This window comes from Streptomyces sp. NPDC088147, assembly GCF_044741565.1.
Lineage (GTDB): Bacteria > Actinomycetota > Actinomycetes > Streptomycetales > Streptomycetaceae > Streptomyces.
Map to the genome: position 1 here is coordinate 672,638 of NZ_JBIUSY010000001.1, position 15,729 is coordinate 688,366.

The window sequence follows — 15,729 nt, forward strand, 5'->3', positions numbered from 1 at the left end:
CCCGCCGCTTTCCGGGACACCGCGGCGACACCACGGCGCGGCCCGGACGCCGGTGTGGAGCAGCCGCCGGTGTGGGGCGGACGGGTGGTGTTTCTGAGATTTCGGTTAACTGCCGCGTGCTCCGCCGCATCGCGGGCACGGGAAATGAATGGACACCCCACCCACCGCGGACACACGAGGCAGCGCGGGCACCGCTGCCGCTCACCTACCCGACCGGGCCGGACATCACTCCACCCGGCCCGGTGTCGCTCTGGCCCTCCTCCCACGACGGGTCGGCGGCCGGCTCGTCCGGGGCGGGCGCGGGTTCCCCTCCGCGCTGCGGGCCGGCGGGCGGGTCCAGGGTGTGGACGGTCTGCGGGCGCTGGCCGTCGCGGTGGTCATCGTCTACCACCTGGAACCAGGCCTGCTGCCGGGCGGCGCCCTGGGGGTGGATGTCTTCTTCACCATCAGCGGCTTCGTCATCACCCGGCTGCTGCTGGCGGAGTTCGCCCGTACCGGCGATGTCGCCATGCGGTCCTTCTACTGGCGGCGCTGGCTGCGGCTGGTCCCCGCCCTGCTGGCGGTCTGTGCGGTGTGCGCGGTGCTGGCGCTCACCACGCGGCTGCCGAGTTTCGACAGCGCGTGGGCGGCGATCGTGCTGGCCGCCACGTTCCTGATGAACATCGTCAGGGCCGCCCAGCCCGGCATCTATTCGAGTGACACCTCTCTGCTGTCCCACACCTGGTCGCTCAGTGTGGAGGAGCAGTTCTACCTGATCTGGCCGCCCGTGCTGGTCCTGCTCCTGCGTCGGGTCGGCGCGCGGACCGTGCTGCTCTGCGCCGCGGTGCTGTGTCTGCTGCCGCTGGTCTGGCGGTTGATCCTGTGGAACCCGACCGCGGCACACCGTATCTACAACGGCGTGGACACCCGCGCGGACCAACTGCTGGCCGGTGCGGTGCTGGCGGTCCTGGTGGCCCGGCTGCACAGGGACGACCCGCGGCTCGCCGCGCTGCGCCGCTGGTCGGCGCGGCTCGCCTGGCCGGCGCTGGGGGTCCTGGCGCTGATCGTCCGGTACGTGCCGATGACCGGCTCGAACGCCTGGACCATGCCCTGGTACACCGTCGGCTTCCTGGTGACCGCCGTGCTGTCGGCGACGGTGGTGGCGGCGCTCGAACTCCAGCCCCGTACCTGGCTCTCCCGGGGACTGTCCCTGGCCCCGCTCGTCTGGGTGGGCCGCAATCTCAGCTACGGCCTCTACCTCTGGCACTACCCGCTCAGCCGGCTGGTCTCCGATCTGGGAGTGGACGACACATGGCACGCGACCGCCACGGTCGCCGCCAGTCTCCTCGCCGCCACGGCGTCCCACTACCTCATCGAGAAGCCGCTCACCCGGCGCAAACGCCCGAAACCCGCTGCCGGGGTGGCGACCGGCGCACAGCTCAGGTGACCGTCGTCAGGGACTGGATGCCGTGCAGCTCGGTCATCACATCGCGCAGCGAACGGCAGTCCTTCGGGACCGGCGGCAGCGTGGGCATCGGCGTGCCACGGCCGCCCTCCAGCGCGTCCGCCGTCGCGGCCAGCGCCTCGGTCACCCACCGCGCCTCGGTGGCCGTGGGCCGGGGCACCCCCTGCTCGACACGTACGGCGCAGACGGTGGCGGCGTCCACGATGCGCTCCGCGCGTGCCATCACGGCCAGCCAGTCGTGGCGGTGTGCGCGGTGGGGCCCCGGCAGTTCGGCCGCGGCCGTCTCCGCCGCGGCCCGCGCCTCGGAGAGCGCCCGGTACGCGGCGTACCGCAGCGCGATGCCCGTCGCGTCCCCGCCGCGGGGCGCCACCGGCGCTGTGCCCGCTGTGTCCTCCGTGCCCGGGGCGCCCGCGGATGCGGTGGGCGCCGTCTCCGGGGCGTCCAGTACGTGCCGCAGATACCGTTCCGTGCGGCGCAGCGCGACGGCGAAGCGGTGGCCGACCCGGACGCGCGGGTCCGTCAGATGCGGCAGGTGGCCGACGAGCAGCACGATCCCGCAGGCGAGTGCCGTGTCCAGCAGCCGGGCGGCGGTCGCCTCGGTGTCGCCCAGCGCGTAGACGAAGGAGAGGACGAGGAGCGTCACCACCGCGGTCTGGAACCCGAAGTGGCGGGTGGCGACCGGGATGAGCGCGCCCCCCGCCACGACCACGGCGACCAGCCACCACAGCGCGCCGAGTCCCGCCATCGCCAGGGTGAGGACGGTGAAGACGAGCACCCCGGTGGCGGTGCCCGCGACGCGGTTGACCACACGGGAGAAGAGCGGCCCGAGATCGGGCTTCACCAGAAAGGCCGCGGTGGCCGGGAGCCAGTACCAGTGGGTCTGGTGGAGGCTGAGCGCGACGGCGGTGCTCGCCGCGACGCAGAGCGCCACGCGCAGCGCGTTCTCGCGCCTGGCGGGGGCGAACACACGGCCGAGCGTACGGAGCGAGCCGCGTGCCGTCAGCTCCTTCAGCGCCCGGCGGACGCCTCGCGTGTTGGGGGACGGTCGCGGGTGGCGCACCGGCCGAGTCGGACGCGCCGGCGCATCGGGCTCGTAGGGCTCGGACGGGCCGGTCTGTGCGGGCGCCACGGGCGTCCCGCGCAGCGCCGTACGGTCGAAGGTCACCGCCGCGGCCAGCAGCGCGCGGTCGAACGCGCCGCGCTGGACGGTGTCGGAGACGGGGCTCGCCAGGGCGCCGGGGGCCGAGTCGGCCCGTACGGCGGCGGCCAGCAGGCGCGGTGCCTCCGCCACCTGCCGGGGCAGCGGCCTGCCCTCCCACAGCAGCGCGATCCCCGCCTCGCACAGGGCGGTGGCGGCGGCGAAGCGCTCCGTTATCCGGTACGCCTGGGCGGAGCCTCGGCCCTCGCGCCGTCCGGGGAAGGGCAGCAGCCGCATCAGGCGCAACGATTCGTCCGCGCGGTGCTGTGCGGCGATGAGCCGCCGGCGGGCCGGCTCCGCGTCGGAGCCGCCGAGGGCGAGAAGTGCGTCGGCGAGCGCGTCGAAGACCGCGGCGACGGCCTCGCGCTCCCCCTCGCGGCGGGCGCCGCGCCGCAGCATGTGCCGCGGGGCGCGCAGCAGGAACCGGAGCAGCAGGAGCCAGGCCGCGCCGCCGAGATAGCAGACGGCCTTGAGCCACGCGGGGCCGGGAATCGGCATCCCGGCGCCGATCGAGGCGGTGACCAGACACTGCATGGCGGCCGCCGACCACACCGGGCCGGTCACACTCAGCGCGCCGGAGAGCCAGCCCACGACGAAGAGCGCGGGCACGGCGGTCCAGCGGCTCCCGCCGTCGGCGAGCAGTCCCCCGCACAGCAGTCCGAGTGCGCCGCCGACGGCGGGCAGGCCGATGTGGACCACACCGGTACGCCGCGTACCCGGCCGGTCGTTGACACCGGCGAGCATCGCGCCGAGCCCGGCGAGGACCGCCTGGCTCAGGTGTCCGGTCAGCAGGCCGAGCGCCAGCAGCGGTCCCGCGCTCAGGGCGCCGCGGAGCACGGCGGTCCACGGGATGGGCGCGGAGCGCCAGCCCAGTGGGTGCGTGAGCCAGGCGGGCACGGAGCGCGCGAGGGAGGAAAGAGAGCGAAGGGAAGGCGGTGCGGACACGAGTCTCCTGTACGACCGGTCTCGTCGAGCGGGGGAAGCAGACCGGCGGGCAGCGGCGACCGCGTGCCCACGACCGTAACACCGACGCTCGTCCTTCGAGCAGCCGTTCTGTTACGCACATATGTCGCACGCGTTCCGGGGCGGGGCGGCTCCGGCGGGCGGTGGTCTCCCGGTCGGCGGGCTCCCGGCAGGTGGGCCCCGGCCGGTGGAACCGCCCGGTGGGCTCCCGGCTCCGCTCGGGCCACCGGGATCACCCCCACGACCACACTGCCGTCGCCGACAATAATGCCGCCGGTAATTATGACGGCGTCCTCGCGGGAGGCAGTTCACGCTTCCGTCCCCCACCACCCTTGATTCAAGGGGGAGTTGGCCCGCTGTGGCCACCGTTTCACACCTCGGCGCACGGGCACTTCGCCCCGAACCCCGGGCCGTACCTGGCTCATCCGTTACCAATCACAACGCAACAGAGCCTAGTCTGCTCTCCAACGGTCACCAACGGGGACAACGACAACGGTGACACGGAACGAGAGGGCTACACCATGACATCACCATCCGGCACACCGGACAGCATCGAAACCACGACGGAGCTTCTGCGCGGTGAACTGCCCCAGCTGGAAACACAGCAGCAGTCGCTGGAACAGGAACTCGCCGGCGTCACCGAGCGCCTGGAGTCGGTGCGTACGGCCCTGAGCGCCCTCCAGGCGCTCGCCCCCGCCCGCCAGGCACAGGAGACCGTGCCGGAGCAGCGGGCCGCGGAGCCGTCGGCCGCGGAGACGGTCGCCTCCCCGGCTCCCGTCGTGGAGACTCCCGCCAAGGAGACTCCCGCGGTGGACGCTCCCGCCGAAGAGGCTCCCGTCGCGGAGACTCCCGCCAAGGAAGCCCCCGCCAAGGAGAAGCCCGCGCCGGCCAAGGCGGCCAAGTCCCGTAAGGCCGCGACCGCGTCGGCGTCGGCCCCGGCGTCGGCGCGTACCTCCGGCGGGGGTTCCGCGGCGAAGTCGTCGGCTCCCAAGGAGCGGAAGAGCCGCCCGGCCAAGAAGTCCGCGCCCGCCGCGGCCACGAAGACCCGTGCGGCGAAGAAGACGGCCGCCGCCCCCGCCACGGCGGAGGAGTCGGCGAGCGGACTGACCGAGCAGATCCTCGCGGTGCTGGCGGCATCCGACGGCACTCCCGTCCGTGCCCGCGATGTGGCGAAGGAGCTGGGGCGCGACAGCACCCCCGGCAGCATCAACGCGGTACGCAGCACGCTCGACCGGCTCGTCGGCACCTCGCGGGCCCACCGCGCCGGCCGCGGCCTCTATCAGGCGTCCGCCGGCTGAGCGTCCGTCTGATCGACCACCGCCCCCCACACCGCCTGTGTCCGCCCTCGTATGGAGGTCTCTTCCGGACCGGCCGTGGCTGAGCCACGGCCGGTCCGGATTCGATTGCTGCCGGGAGATTGAGAACGGGGCGTGAGGGGAAAGGCGGACGGCGGCTTCACGGGACGCATGACTATGCATCTGGCACTTCTCGGACGCCGATACCGGCGGACGGTATCCCGCCCGCCGTCGCCCCGCCCCCGTCCCGCCCCGAATCGCCGGTCGAATCGGTCAGCAAAACCACAAGCGGCGGTGGCCAAAACCACACGGTAACCATTCCATTCGAACATCGGGCTTCGAAATGTGCCGCGCAGCACAATTACTGTGGGTCGCACACTCTCCACGGCTCGGAGCAGTTGCGGGCAGCTGAAGTGAAACGTTTCTCGCACGTCATGCGAAATAGCACAAACATGTGAAATCCACTGTCCCGTGCTGTCGAGTTCGGCAAACAGACAACGGAGACGGCACAAGCGGACGCGTGAGTGAGTTATCACGGTCGCCCGGCCGGCCGGACCCGTGACGGATACCGGGAGAAATAGCCGACGGAGTGGATCGGTGAGGGAACTCGGACAAGAACGCGGAAACCCGCAGGACCGTGGCGCCGATCAAGGCGTCACGGTTCTGCGGGTGGATGTGCGGTCCGGGGAGAACCTGCGGTTCCGGAGTGAATGCGCGGTTCGGCGGATTCGCGCGGTACAGGCGGTATCAACCGCGGCGGACCGAGCCGTTGGCGGCCGGCTCCGGCTCCGTCGTCACTTGATGAAGTCCTCGACGACCTTCGGCGGCCAGGTGCCGACGTTCAGCACCCCCATCGAGTAGGCCCGGGAGACCAGAGCGGCCCGGTTGGGCACCCTGAGCTTCCGGAGCAGCCCTGTGACGTGGTACTCGACGCCCTGCCGGCTCAGATAGAGCCGGGAGGCCAGCGGGATCGTGGACAGACCCGCGGCTATGCCCTCGAGAATGCGCGCGTCGATCTCTGTGAGGATCTTCTTCTGATGGGTCAGTACGCCCGCGTCCTCAGCCCCCTCCGTGGAGCGCATGAGCACCAGGATCGCGGCCACGTCGGGGGTTTCCCCGCTGACGGCCGCGGCCGTCAGCGTCCCCGCGAACGCGGAGTCCTCGGGTCCCACGGCCACCACGTGCGAGGCGAACCGCTGGCGCTTGCCCTCCACCAGGCGGGAGAACTGGCGCATCAGCGGCTGCTGGACGCTGGGATGCACCAGATCCCGGAAGCTACGGCCACAGACGCCTGCCGAGGAGTCGCCGAACCGGCGGAAGAACTCCTCGTTCGCCTGCTGGATGGTCAGAGCCGGGTCGAGTGAGGCCATGCACAGCCCCGGCTGGTCGAACTGCTGGGCGTGCCCGTTCTGGTCTGGTTTGTGATCGCTCGTTGTGACCTGCGCCGAATCTGCGAGTGCAGCAATCGCCACGAGACCGCCATCCTTTCGAGTTCCCCCGATTCATTGGGAATACTCAACATCATTATGCGGGTGGGATAACACCGGCAGCCGGCCTCCCCTGACCTCATTGGCGGGGTTATCCATTTACTGAATTGAGAGTAGGTAGTTTTGCGGTTGCCCGTCAACAAGAGCCCTGCTCACATGGCTAAAGCTGTGGTCCCACCCCCGGAAGGTTCGGTCCGCAATGACGATGTCGACGGTGGGAAAAACCCGGCATGCCGGGCGGGACGGATTGGCGAGGCATCCGTGCAATTCAGCCCTGTTTGAGGTTCCCTTGAGGGTACGCGTGGCAAGAGGGACCGAACCAGGCCGCCCAGGGGCCGCACAGGTCACAGCTCCGCGTAGCATGCCGTTAACAGTTACGCCTCGGCGGCTACGCGGGAAGAGCATCCGCCAGCTCATGCCGGCCCGAGATGCCAAGCTTCCGATAGGAATTCGTAAGATGTTTCTCGACGGCGCGCGAACTCACGCCGAGTTCATCCGCGATTTCCTGGTTGGTGAGCCCGCGGCCGACGAGAGTGATCACCCTGCGCTCGCTGCGGGTGAGGACGGCGGTCTTCGGCGCGGCGGCCGTACCGAGGCCGTGTTCGGCCCGCTCGACCAGCCATGGAGCACCGCAGGCCGCCGCGAGGGTGCCCGCCTCCCGTAGCGCCGCCTCCGCCTCGGTGCCGCTGCCCAGCTGCCGGCCCAGCAACACGAGTGTCCTGGCGAGTTCCAGTTCGAAGGATGAGCCGCGCAGTACGGTGACCGCTTCGCGCAGCAGCGGGACGCCCTGCGCGCCGTGGAGCCAGCCCTTCAGCCGCAGGGCGCGGCCGAGCGCGGCGGGGGCTCCCCATGCCGTGGCCCAGGTGAGTTCCTCCTCGGCGAGCCGCTGCGCGGAACGGGGGTCGCCGAGCCGCTGGTAGAGGCCGATGGCATGCGGACGCCAGGGAAAAAGCGCCGAGTTGCGCCAGTGGGAGGCGTCCAGTTGACGGCCGCAGGCGAGCAGAGTCTCCAGTGCTCTGGGCCGCAGTCCCCGCTGGGCGTCCACCGACGCCTGCAGAATCTGGAGTGAGGCCGTCAGGGCCAGCCCCGCCGTCCGGCGCCGCCGGGCCCTGGCGAGGATCCGCTCGCTGAGCGCCGGGTCGCGCAGTTCGAGCGCGACGGCGGACAGGATGACGAGGGAGACCTCGCGCCAGTCCGCACCGGCCGACCCCAGGGCGCGCTCGGCATACTCGCGTGCCTGGGTGGGCCTGCCCTGCGAGACGAGGACGAACGCCCGTTCCGCGAGGAGGAGTACGCCGTCGGCGCCCGTCGCGTTCTGCCACCGGGTCTGCTGTTCGGTCGACAGCCACGAGCCCACGTCCTGTACCGACTCGGCGGCGAAGAGGGTGACGACGACCAGCGGCAGTGTGGTGTGCACGCCCGCCGAGGCCGCCGGTTCGCGTTCCAGGATGCGGGCGCCCGTGCGCGCCGCCTCGGCCGCGGACAGCCGGCCGGTGAGGGCGCCGGAGAAGAGGAGCACGGCCATCAGCTCGCGTTCGGCCGCGGAGTCGAGCGGGGGCTCCTCCCCCAGCTCGCGCAGGCGTTCCACGGCCGAGGCCAGCTCTCCGGGGTTCTCGTGCCCGTAGTGCCTGAGCCGGGCTTCGAGCCGCAGCGCCATCTCCCGGGCCGGCTCGTCGAGTTCCGCGGCCGGCCCGAGTTCGTCACGGACACCGCGCAGGAGCGTGGCGGTGGAGGAGGGTACGGCGTCGAGCAGCGGCGGCGGGGTACGCAGCGCGGCGGCGGTCCGGTCCCTGACCGTGGTCAGCAGGGGCATCGCCTGGACGATATGGCGCCGGCACGCCTCCGGGTCGAACCCCCGCTCCGCGGTGGCCAGATCGACCAGCAGTCTGGCCCGGCTCTCGTCCTGGCGGCGGTGGCCGAGCAGCGCGCGGCGCAGATAGCGGGCGGCGGTCTCCGGAGCGCCCCGGCGCAGCGCGGTGTCGGCCGCGGCGCGCAGCACCATCACCGACCAGGGGCGGCCGAAGGTGGTGACGGCCATGAGATGGGCGGCGACCTGCTCGGCGGGACGGCCGCTGCGGTACATCAGGTCCGCGGCGGCGGCGTGCCAGCGTTCGCGTTCGGCCACGGACATCGCGGATTCGACGGCGTCCTGGACGACACGGTGGATGAAGCGCGGTTCGCGCGCGTCGGCCAGCAGCCCCGCCTCGCGGAGCGCGCGCCGGGCGGCGCCGAAGCCGGTCTCGTCCAGTCCGGCGAGTTCCGTGATGAGCGCGGGATCTCCGTGACCGCCGAAGGCGGCGATCGCCGCGGCCGTGTCACGTACCGCCCGTGGCCGGGTCCTCAGATAGCTCGCCAGCCGCTCCCGCAGCCCCGCCGGCCGCAGGGCGCGTACCCGGTCGGTGTGGTCGGTGGTCGGCGCGTGGCCCCGTGCCTCCATGCCCAGCAGTACGGACATCAGGAACAGCGGGTTGCCGCCGGTCACTTCATGACAGGCGCGTACGTACTCCTCGTGTCCGGGCACGCCGGACCGTTCGTGGATCACGTCCCGGGTGGCGTCGCGCGACAGCGGGGCGGGGCGCAGTATCTGGGTCGCGGCGGCGGCGATCTCGCGCACCAGGGCGTGTCCGGCTCCCTGGTCCCCGTCCCGGAGTGTGCAGACGAGTACGGCCCGCAGGCCCCGCAGCCGTTTGGTGAGATAGGCGAGCCAGCGCAGCGAGGGGATGTCCACCCACTGGAGGTCGTCCACGAGGATGAGCAGCCTGGCGTGTTCGCTGATGTCGGCGAGGAGCGAGCGCGGGCCGTGCAGGGTCGCCTCGGACGCGGCGCCGGCCGGTCCTCCGGTACCCGCGCCGCCGGGTGTGTTCCCCCTCGGCGTGTCTTCGGCGAGCGGGCAGCCGGACGGAAGGTCGTCGGCGCCGAGCATCAGGCCGGCGGCCTGGTCGGGTTCGCGTGCCCAGCGCTCGCGGTCCGCCCACGAGGCACTGGCGAGCAGACTGTCGAGCAGCTGCCGGACCACGCCGAACGCGAAGTCCCGTTCCATCGGGGCGGCGTTCGCGCGCAGGACCCGTACGTCGGTGCCGGAGACGACACCGGGGAGCTGCCGCAGCAGGGCCGTTCTTCCGATGCCGAGGGGCCCTGACAACAGGATCATCGACGAGGTGCCCCCCTCGGCGGCGTCCAACGCGGCCCCCACCCGTGCCAGTTCCGTCTCCCGCTCAAGAAGCATCGCTCGGCCGTTCTCCCATGTTCCTTACCAGTACGCACAGTTCCTCGCGCCCGGTAATACGCAGCTTTCGGTACGTGTTGCTCAGTCGCAGCTCGACGGTGCGTCTGCTCACGGAGAGCAGTTCCGCGATCTCGCGGTTGCCGTGGCCGCGTCCGGCGAAGGTCGCGGTGCGCTGTTCGGCCTCCGAGAGCGTGGTCCACTCCCGGGGCAGGGCGGGGGGCACAGGACCGGCCGGCCTCTCCAGCCGTTCGGTGAGCCCGCGCACGGCCGTCGCCAGCCGGCCCTGCGGACAGGCCGTGGTGAACGTGGAGAGCTGGGAGAGGGAGAGCGCGGCGGCCCGGCTGTCGCCGTCCTCCAGCTCGCAGGAGGCCAGCCGGACCAGCGCCCACGCGTAGGACAGCCGGGCGGGTGAGTCGCGCAGCACGCGGACGGCCTCGCGGGCGCGGACCACGGGCCTGCCGTCGGCGCCGGGCATCCGGGCGGTCCACAGCTCGGCGAGGCCGACCGCGCTCGCGGAGCCCCACCGGCGGGAGAGCCTCAGTTCCTCCTGGCTCAGCCGCTCCGCCTCCTCGCGGTCGCCGAGTGCGTAGCAGGCCGCGGCCGCCTGCGGGCGCCAGTACAGCAGCGCCGGATTGCTCCACTGGCGGCGCAGCAGCCGTCTGCCGCTCTCCTTCGCCAGCTCCATCGCTTCCGTCCAGCGCCCGTCGACGGCGGCCACGCGCGCTCTGGCGAAGAGGAGGGCGGACCACGCCACGCTCTCCTCCGCCCCGGGCCTGGTGGGCGCGGCGGCGAGCGACCGCGCGTACCCCTGGCGACCGGCTTCCACGGCCGTCACGATGCGCAGGGCCGTCAGGCTCGGGGCGATGAGCGGATGCCTGCTCGACATGGGCAGGGCCCGCTCCGCGGTCTCGACGTCCCGTTCCACGGCGTCGAACCTGCCCGCGCGCAGGGACAGTTCGGCGCGCAGCGTCAGGACCCGTGCGGTGGCCGCCCTGTTGTGGCCGTGCCGTGCGGCGGTGAGGAGCGCGTCCAGCTCGGCGCGGGCCTCTTCGTGGTCATCGGTCAGGATCAGGGCCCGGCAGGCGGCGAGCCGGGGAAGTACCAGCGGGGTGCCGGAGCCGTCGCCCGTGAGAGCGGCGCGGGCCAGCTTCCTGGTCGTCTCCAGGTCCTCGCCGCGCACGGCGAGCCGCCAGGCGCGTGCACCGCTCTGCGCGGGGGACGAGGGCCGCTCGGGCAGGGCGGGCACCTCGGGGACCATCGGTTCGGTGTCGTCCCGGGACTCGTCGGCGAGCCAGAACAGCGCGATCAGGCTGTCGCGTTCGCCGGGCCGGACGTCGCAGAGCGCCTCGGCCGCGGCCCTGCGCGCCCAGTCGCTGTCGCCGCGGGCGAGTCCGAGGTCGACGGCGCGGGCCCGGAGTCCTTCGGGGGCGCCGCTGCCGGCCCTGACGAGTTCACCGAGCCTTCGGTCCCCCGCCAGGGGCGCCGACATCGCTTCGGCGGCGGCCAGTTCCAGGGTGAGCCGGGCGCGCTCGCGCGGTTCGAGCGGTTCGCGCAGCGCGCGGGAGAGATACGCGGCGGCGCGGCCGTGGTCCTCCGTCCTCAGGGCGGCGGCGAAGCTGTCGCGCAGCGTGCTGACCACCCAGGGGGCTCCCAGCGGCGGCGTACGGAGCAGGATCTGGGCGACGTCCTCGTCGTTCGCCCAGGCCCGGTGGGCCAGTTCGGCGGCCCGGGAGTACAGCTGGGCCCGTTCGCCGGTGGCCATGTCCTCCAGCACGCGGGCCTTCACCGTGGGGTGGCGTACCTGTGTCTTCGTTCCCCCCGAGACGGTGAGTCCGGCCGCCTCCAGCATCACGTGCAGTTCCTGGCCTCGTACGGGCCTCAGCCCGGCCAGCGCGCGGACGAGGGGGAAGCTGAGCAGTTCGCCGCAGACGGCCAGCGCCCGCAGCAGCGCGACGGCCTCGGCGGGCAGTCCGTGCAGTGCGCGCGTCGCGTGGTCGCCGACGACAGCGGCGGTGATCGTACGCAGCTCGGGCAGCCGGGCGGCGACCGGTTCATGGCCCTGGTCGGTGAACTGGCCCAGCACATCGCGCAGTACGGCGGGGTTGCCCTCGGTGGCCGCCGCGACCGTCGCGGTGAACCGCTGGTCGCCGGGGGTGCCGCAGACCGTCTCCACCACGGTGGCGACAGCGTTCTCGGTCAGACCGCGCAGCACGAGCTGTTTGGCGGGCACCGGGGAGGTGGGCAGCAGGCCGAGCCAGTCCCGGCCCTTGGCCGACACGCCGCTGCCGCTCGCCAGCACGGCGACCGGTGTGTCCGGCGTCAGCCGCCGGACCAGCGCGTGGAGCCAGCGCAGGGAGGCGGGATCGAGCCATTGCGTGTCCTCGATCGCCACGAGGGTAGGCATCTCCTGTGCGGAATGAAGGGTCGCGTCGAGTCCGGGCAGCGGATCGGGATGCCGGTGCTCCATCAGTTCCCGCAGCGAGCCGCCGGCCGGGCCGCACTCGGCCTGGCCCGTCGGCGAGGTCATGAGCTGGGCGATCACGCCGTAGCGCACGTCACGTTCGGCGGGGGCCGCCTGGGCGTGCAGCACGGACAGCCCGCCGTCCCGGGCGCGCCGGGCGGCCCATCTCAGCAGGGCGTTCTGCGCGTGGCCCGGTCTCCCGGTCAGGGTCACGATGCCCGCGCGTCTTCCGCCCAGCGCGGTGAGCAGGGAGGTCAGCGCCGCCTGCTCGCGGCCTCGTTCGAGCAGGTCCATCGCGTCTCTAGGGGTGTCGGATCCATGCGTCCACTCCTGGGACCGCGTGCTCAGACAATTGTTGTTCCGGCCAGTCACACGCACCGCCTCGCCTCGTTCGCTTCAGCGTCGCCAGCGTGATTCGGATACCCAGCCCGGTGGTTGTCCATCGGGGATGTCGGGCGTGCGCAGAACGGCGCCCAGTTCGGTACGCCCGCTCACGCCCAGTTTCCGGTACACGCTGGTCAGATGTGTTTCGATGGTGCGTACCGTGACGAACAGGGTCTCCGCGATCGAGCGGTTGCTGGCGCCCGCCGCGGCGAGGCCGGCCACCCTGCGTTCCATTCCCGTCAGCATGTCGAGCGGTGAGGCGCTCATCTTCCGCATCCGGCCGCCGGCGGTGACCAGCAGCCTGCGGGCCACCCCGGCGAGCGCGAGGGCTCCGCAGCGCTGGGCGAGGTCGGTGGCGGTGCGCAGATGCTCACGGGCGCCGCGCTGGTCGCCGGTCTTCAGCAGGGCGCGGCCGAGAATCACTTCCGCCTTGGCGTGCTCCGCCCTGGCGGGCGAGCCGGCCAGGGTGAGGACCGATTCGGTGAGCGTTTCGATGCCCGTGCCGCCAGGGGCGATCACGCCGCGGGCGAGCGCGGCGAGCCCGAGGGCGCGGGGGGTGCCCCATCGCCGGGCCAGCTCGCTGCCGTACTCGCTCATGCCCCGGGCCTCGTCGCCGCGGTTCATGACCGCGAGCAGACAGGACGCCTCGGACCACCACGGCAGAAACGCCGGATTGCTGAACCGGGACTCCTCCAGCGACCTGCCGCACGCGCGGTAGAGGCCGAGGGCCGCCTCCCGGTCGCCGACCGCCCATCGGGCGCGGGCGCGCGCCATCAGCCACCAGTGGTATTCGAGGACGAACCGGTCCAGGCCGGCCCGTGTGATACCGCGGAGCACCTCCTCGGCCCGTTCGGGCTCGCCCCGTTCGACCAGCATCGTCGCGAGCGCGATCTGCGGCAGCGCGGCGCCGTCGCCCCATCTCTCCTCGCCGATGATCTCGATGGACGTCTGGGCGTCGGCCAGCGCGTCGGGGAACGCGCCCGCGCCGTGCAGCACCAGCGCGCGGGTGGACAGCGCGAGCACGAAGGTCCGGACGGCGGCGTTGTCCTGGCTGTGCTGGAGCGTGCGGTCGAGCGCGTCCAGCGCCTCCTCGGCCTCGTCGGCGAGGCTGAGCGCGAAGGACGAGGCGAGCAGTGGCCAGCTCTCCAGCTCCGTCCCGGGCGAACTCAGCGCGCGGCGGGCCTGCTCGACCGTACGCTCCGCCGACCGGCCGTCCATCGCGGTCAGTACGGTCATCATCCCGAGCATCTGGCGCTGGGCGGGCGTATCACCGGGGGGCGCGGTCAGCAGCGCCGCCCGCTCCAGGGTCGCGGGGACCGTCGACTTCTCGTCCGCCCCGGCGATCAGCAGGACCGACTCGACGAGCGTGCGCAGTTCACGGTCGGCGGGATCCGGGCCGGGTCCCAACTCGGCCTCCAGCTCCGCGAGGACCTCTTCGAGGACCCGTACGCCCGCCGGCGCCCGCTGAACGGCCAGGCAGACCATTCCGTACCGCACGGCGACCATCGCCCTGGCGCGTGGGTCGCCGGCCAGCGGCAGCGCTTCCTCCAGCAGCCGGATGGCCTCCGCCGGATTGATCTCCGCGAGGGACGTGGCCATCTGGACACGTACCGGCACACTGTCCGGCTCCACCTCCAGCACACGGTGCAGATACCGCACCGCGGCCTCGGGAGCACCACGCCCCTCGGCCTGGACGGCCGCGTCACGGAGCACCGCGGGCATCCAGGGCTGCGTCAGGGCGGGCAACAGCATGAGCCGGCCCGCGACTTCCTCGGCGGGCCTGCCCGCGTCACTCAGCAGCAGGGCGGCTCTGGTGCGGAGCCCGGCCAGCGCTTCGACGCCGAGGGGTTCCAGGACGGCCGCGCGCACCACCTCGTGCACGAGGTCCGCGCGGTCCGCCGCCAGCACCTCGGCGCGCCGCAGGGACACAACGCCTTCGGCGACGAGCGCGGGCGGCACATCGGCGAGCATGCCGACCAGATCGGTGCTCTCCTCGCCGAGGACCGCGATCGCCCTGGCCACCTCACGCACCCAGAGCGGCTGATTGTCGAGCAGCGCGCTCACGGAGGACGCGATCACCTGGCCGCCCACCTCGGCGACTCTCCGTACGCCCTTCTCGTCGGGCTGCACGCCCTCGGCGCGCAGTTCGCCCAGGAGCCGGCTGAGGGTGAGGGGGTTGCCGCCGGAGACGGCGGCGGCGCGCTCGGCGAAGGACGGTTCGACGGGCGCCTGGAAGACCTGCCGGGCCATCTCCCCGACGGCCGCGTGCGTGAGCGGCGCCAGCCGCATCAGCGCGGGCCGGCGCTGCGCGGCGATGTCGGCCAGCGCGGAGTGCGCGACCGGCTCGGCCTCGCTCCGGTGGGCGAGCACCACCAGCAGCGGCAGATCGTCCGCGCGCCGCAGCAGGAAGTCCACCCAGCCCAGGGAGCGTTCGTCGCACCAGTGCACATCGTCCAGGACGAGCACGAGCGGGCGGTCCACCATGAGATTCGCCGCGAGCCAGTACAGCCCGTGCAACACCGGATAGGCGGCGGACTCGCCCGATGTCTCCTGCTCGAACGGTCCCGCCGTGAGAGCGGGCAGCGCGCGACGGGCGAGGCCGCGCAGCAGCGGGGAGTTGCCGGCGTCCTCTCCGCTGAGCCCCAGGGAGCCGAACAGCTCCCGTACGCCGCCGTATCCCGCGCCCGCGGCGACTTCGCCGCACGAGCCGTACAGCACCGCCATGTTGCGGCACGCGTCGCTCCTGAGGAACGTCCGCAGAAGACTGGTCTTCCCTATGCCCGCGGGGCCCGACAGCATCACCAGGCCCGCACGTCCGGCGCGCGCGGCGTCGGCGTGGCGGCGCAGCACCCGCAGCTCACGGGCGCGGCCGACCAGTGTGCTGGACAAACCGGAGAGGTCGGCCTGTTCCAGCATCATGGTCTCCTCGCCTCTCGGGGGACACAACAGACGCGATGACTCCTCGAGGCATCCCGCTCATCCCGCGCAACTCGCACATCTCGCAAAAACAACTGAACGTTCCACGATCGGCGGCGCGCGGTTACATGATCACAAGATCCCGCAACCCACGAAACCCACGAGGCCCGTTTCGGCACCTGGGAACTACCCAGCGCAAACTGGATCAAGCACTTCTGTCCGCTGGACGCCATTGCGCCGTGCGGGAGTTGGTGACACGCCCGCCCGGCGAGCCGCCCGTCGTCCGGGCAGCGCCGACTCCGAAGACCCGGATGTCCGGATAACCGGATGACCGGATGATCCGGATGACCGCACG

General features: G+C 72.5%; 7 protein-coding genes. 2 read left to right on the forward strand and 5 right to left on the reverse strand.

Annotated elements, in window-relative coordinates; genetic code table 11:
- Positions 1-148 precede the first annotated feature (148 nt).
- Positions 149-1,426 carry an acyltransferase gene (locus tag ACIOGX_RS02605; protein ID WP_356509730.1) on the forward strand — a complete coding sequence of 426 codons (1,278 nt, stop codon included), beginning with the start codon at positions 149-151 and terminating at the stop codon, positions 1,424-1,426.
- On the opposite strand, the gene ACIOGX_RS02610 is transcribed toward ACIOGX_RS02605, so the two are convergent.
- Entirely contained in the window at positions 1,419-3,587 is a 2,169-nt protein-coding gene (locus ACIOGX_RS02610; protein WP_401909656.1) for an FUSC family protein, read from the reverse strand. The genes ACIOGX_RS02605 and ACIOGX_RS02610 overlap by 8 nt on opposite strands.
- A 539-nt stretch (positions 3,588-4,126) precedes the next feature.
- On the opposite strand from ACIOGX_RS02610, the gene ACIOGX_RS02615 reads away from it, so the two are divergent.
- Positions 4,127-4,903, forward strand: a complete 777-nt coding sequence (locus ACIOGX_RS02615; RefSeq protein ID WP_383969802.1) for a hypothetical protein — start codon at positions 4,127-4,129, stop codon at positions 4,901-4,903.
- A 791-nt stretch (positions 4,904-5,694) separates the two neighbouring features.
- Here the strand turns inward: ACIOGX_RS02615 and ACIOGX_RS02620 are convergent.
- The 4 genes from ACIOGX_RS02620 to ACIOGX_RS02635 all read right to left on the reverse strand — a co-directional run bounded on the left by ACIOGX_RS02620 (position 5,695) and on the right by ACIOGX_RS02635 (position 15,377).
- The gene (locus tag ACIOGX_RS02620; RefSeq protein WP_356509917.1) at positions 5,695-6,276 is read right to left on the reverse strand and encodes a LuxR C-terminal-related transcriptional regulator; all 582 of its coding nucleotides are present in this window, start codon (positions 6,274-6,276) and stop codon (positions 5,695-5,697) included.
- Between the two features lie 499 nt (positions 6,277-6,775).
- A complete protein-coding gene (locus tag ACIOGX_RS02625) occupies positions 6,776-9,613 on the reverse strand; it encodes an ATP-binding protein (protein ID WP_401909659.1) in 2,838 nt (945 codons plus the stop codon).
- Positions 9,603-12,368 carry a LuxR C-terminal-related transcriptional regulator gene (locus tag ACIOGX_RS02630; protein ID WP_401909662.1) on the reverse strand — a complete coding sequence of 922 codons (2,766 nt, stop codon included), beginning with the start codon at positions 12,366-12,368 and terminating at the stop codon, positions 9,603-9,605. Before ACIOGX_RS02630 ends, ACIOGX_RS02625 begins: the two co-directional genes overlap by 11 nt.
- Positions 12,369-12,470: 102 nt before the next feature.
- On the reverse strand, positions 12,471-15,377 hold the full coding sequence (locus tag ACIOGX_RS02635; RefSeq protein ID WP_401909665.1) for an AAA family ATPase: 2,907 nt from the start codon (positions 15,375-15,377) through the stop codon (positions 12,471-12,473).
- Between the last annotated feature and the right edge of the window lie 352 nt (positions 15,378-15,729).

Bases quoted from the DNA above. Each gene is read 5' to 3' on its own strand.
- ACIOGX_RS02630 (WP_401909662.1), bottom strand. From the start codon at position 12,368: ATGGACCTGCTCGAACGAGGCCGCGAGCAGGCGGCGCTGACCTCCCTG.
- ACIOGX_RS02635 (WP_401909665.1), bottom strand. From the start codon at position 15,377: ATGATGCTGGAACAGGCCGACCTCTCCGGTTTGTCCAGCACACTGGTC.
- ACIOGX_RS02615 (WP_383969802.1), top strand. From the start codon at position 4,127: ATGACATCACCATCCGGCACACCGGACAGCATCGAAACCACGACGGAG.
- ACIOGX_RS02625 (WP_401909659.1), bottom strand. From the start codon at position 9,613: ATGCTTCTTGAGCGGGAGACGGAACTGGCACGGGTGGGGGCCGCGTTG.
- ACIOGX_RS02605 (WP_356509730.1), top strand. From the start codon at position 149: ATGGACACCCCACCCACCGCGGACACACGAGGCAGCGCGGGCACCGCT.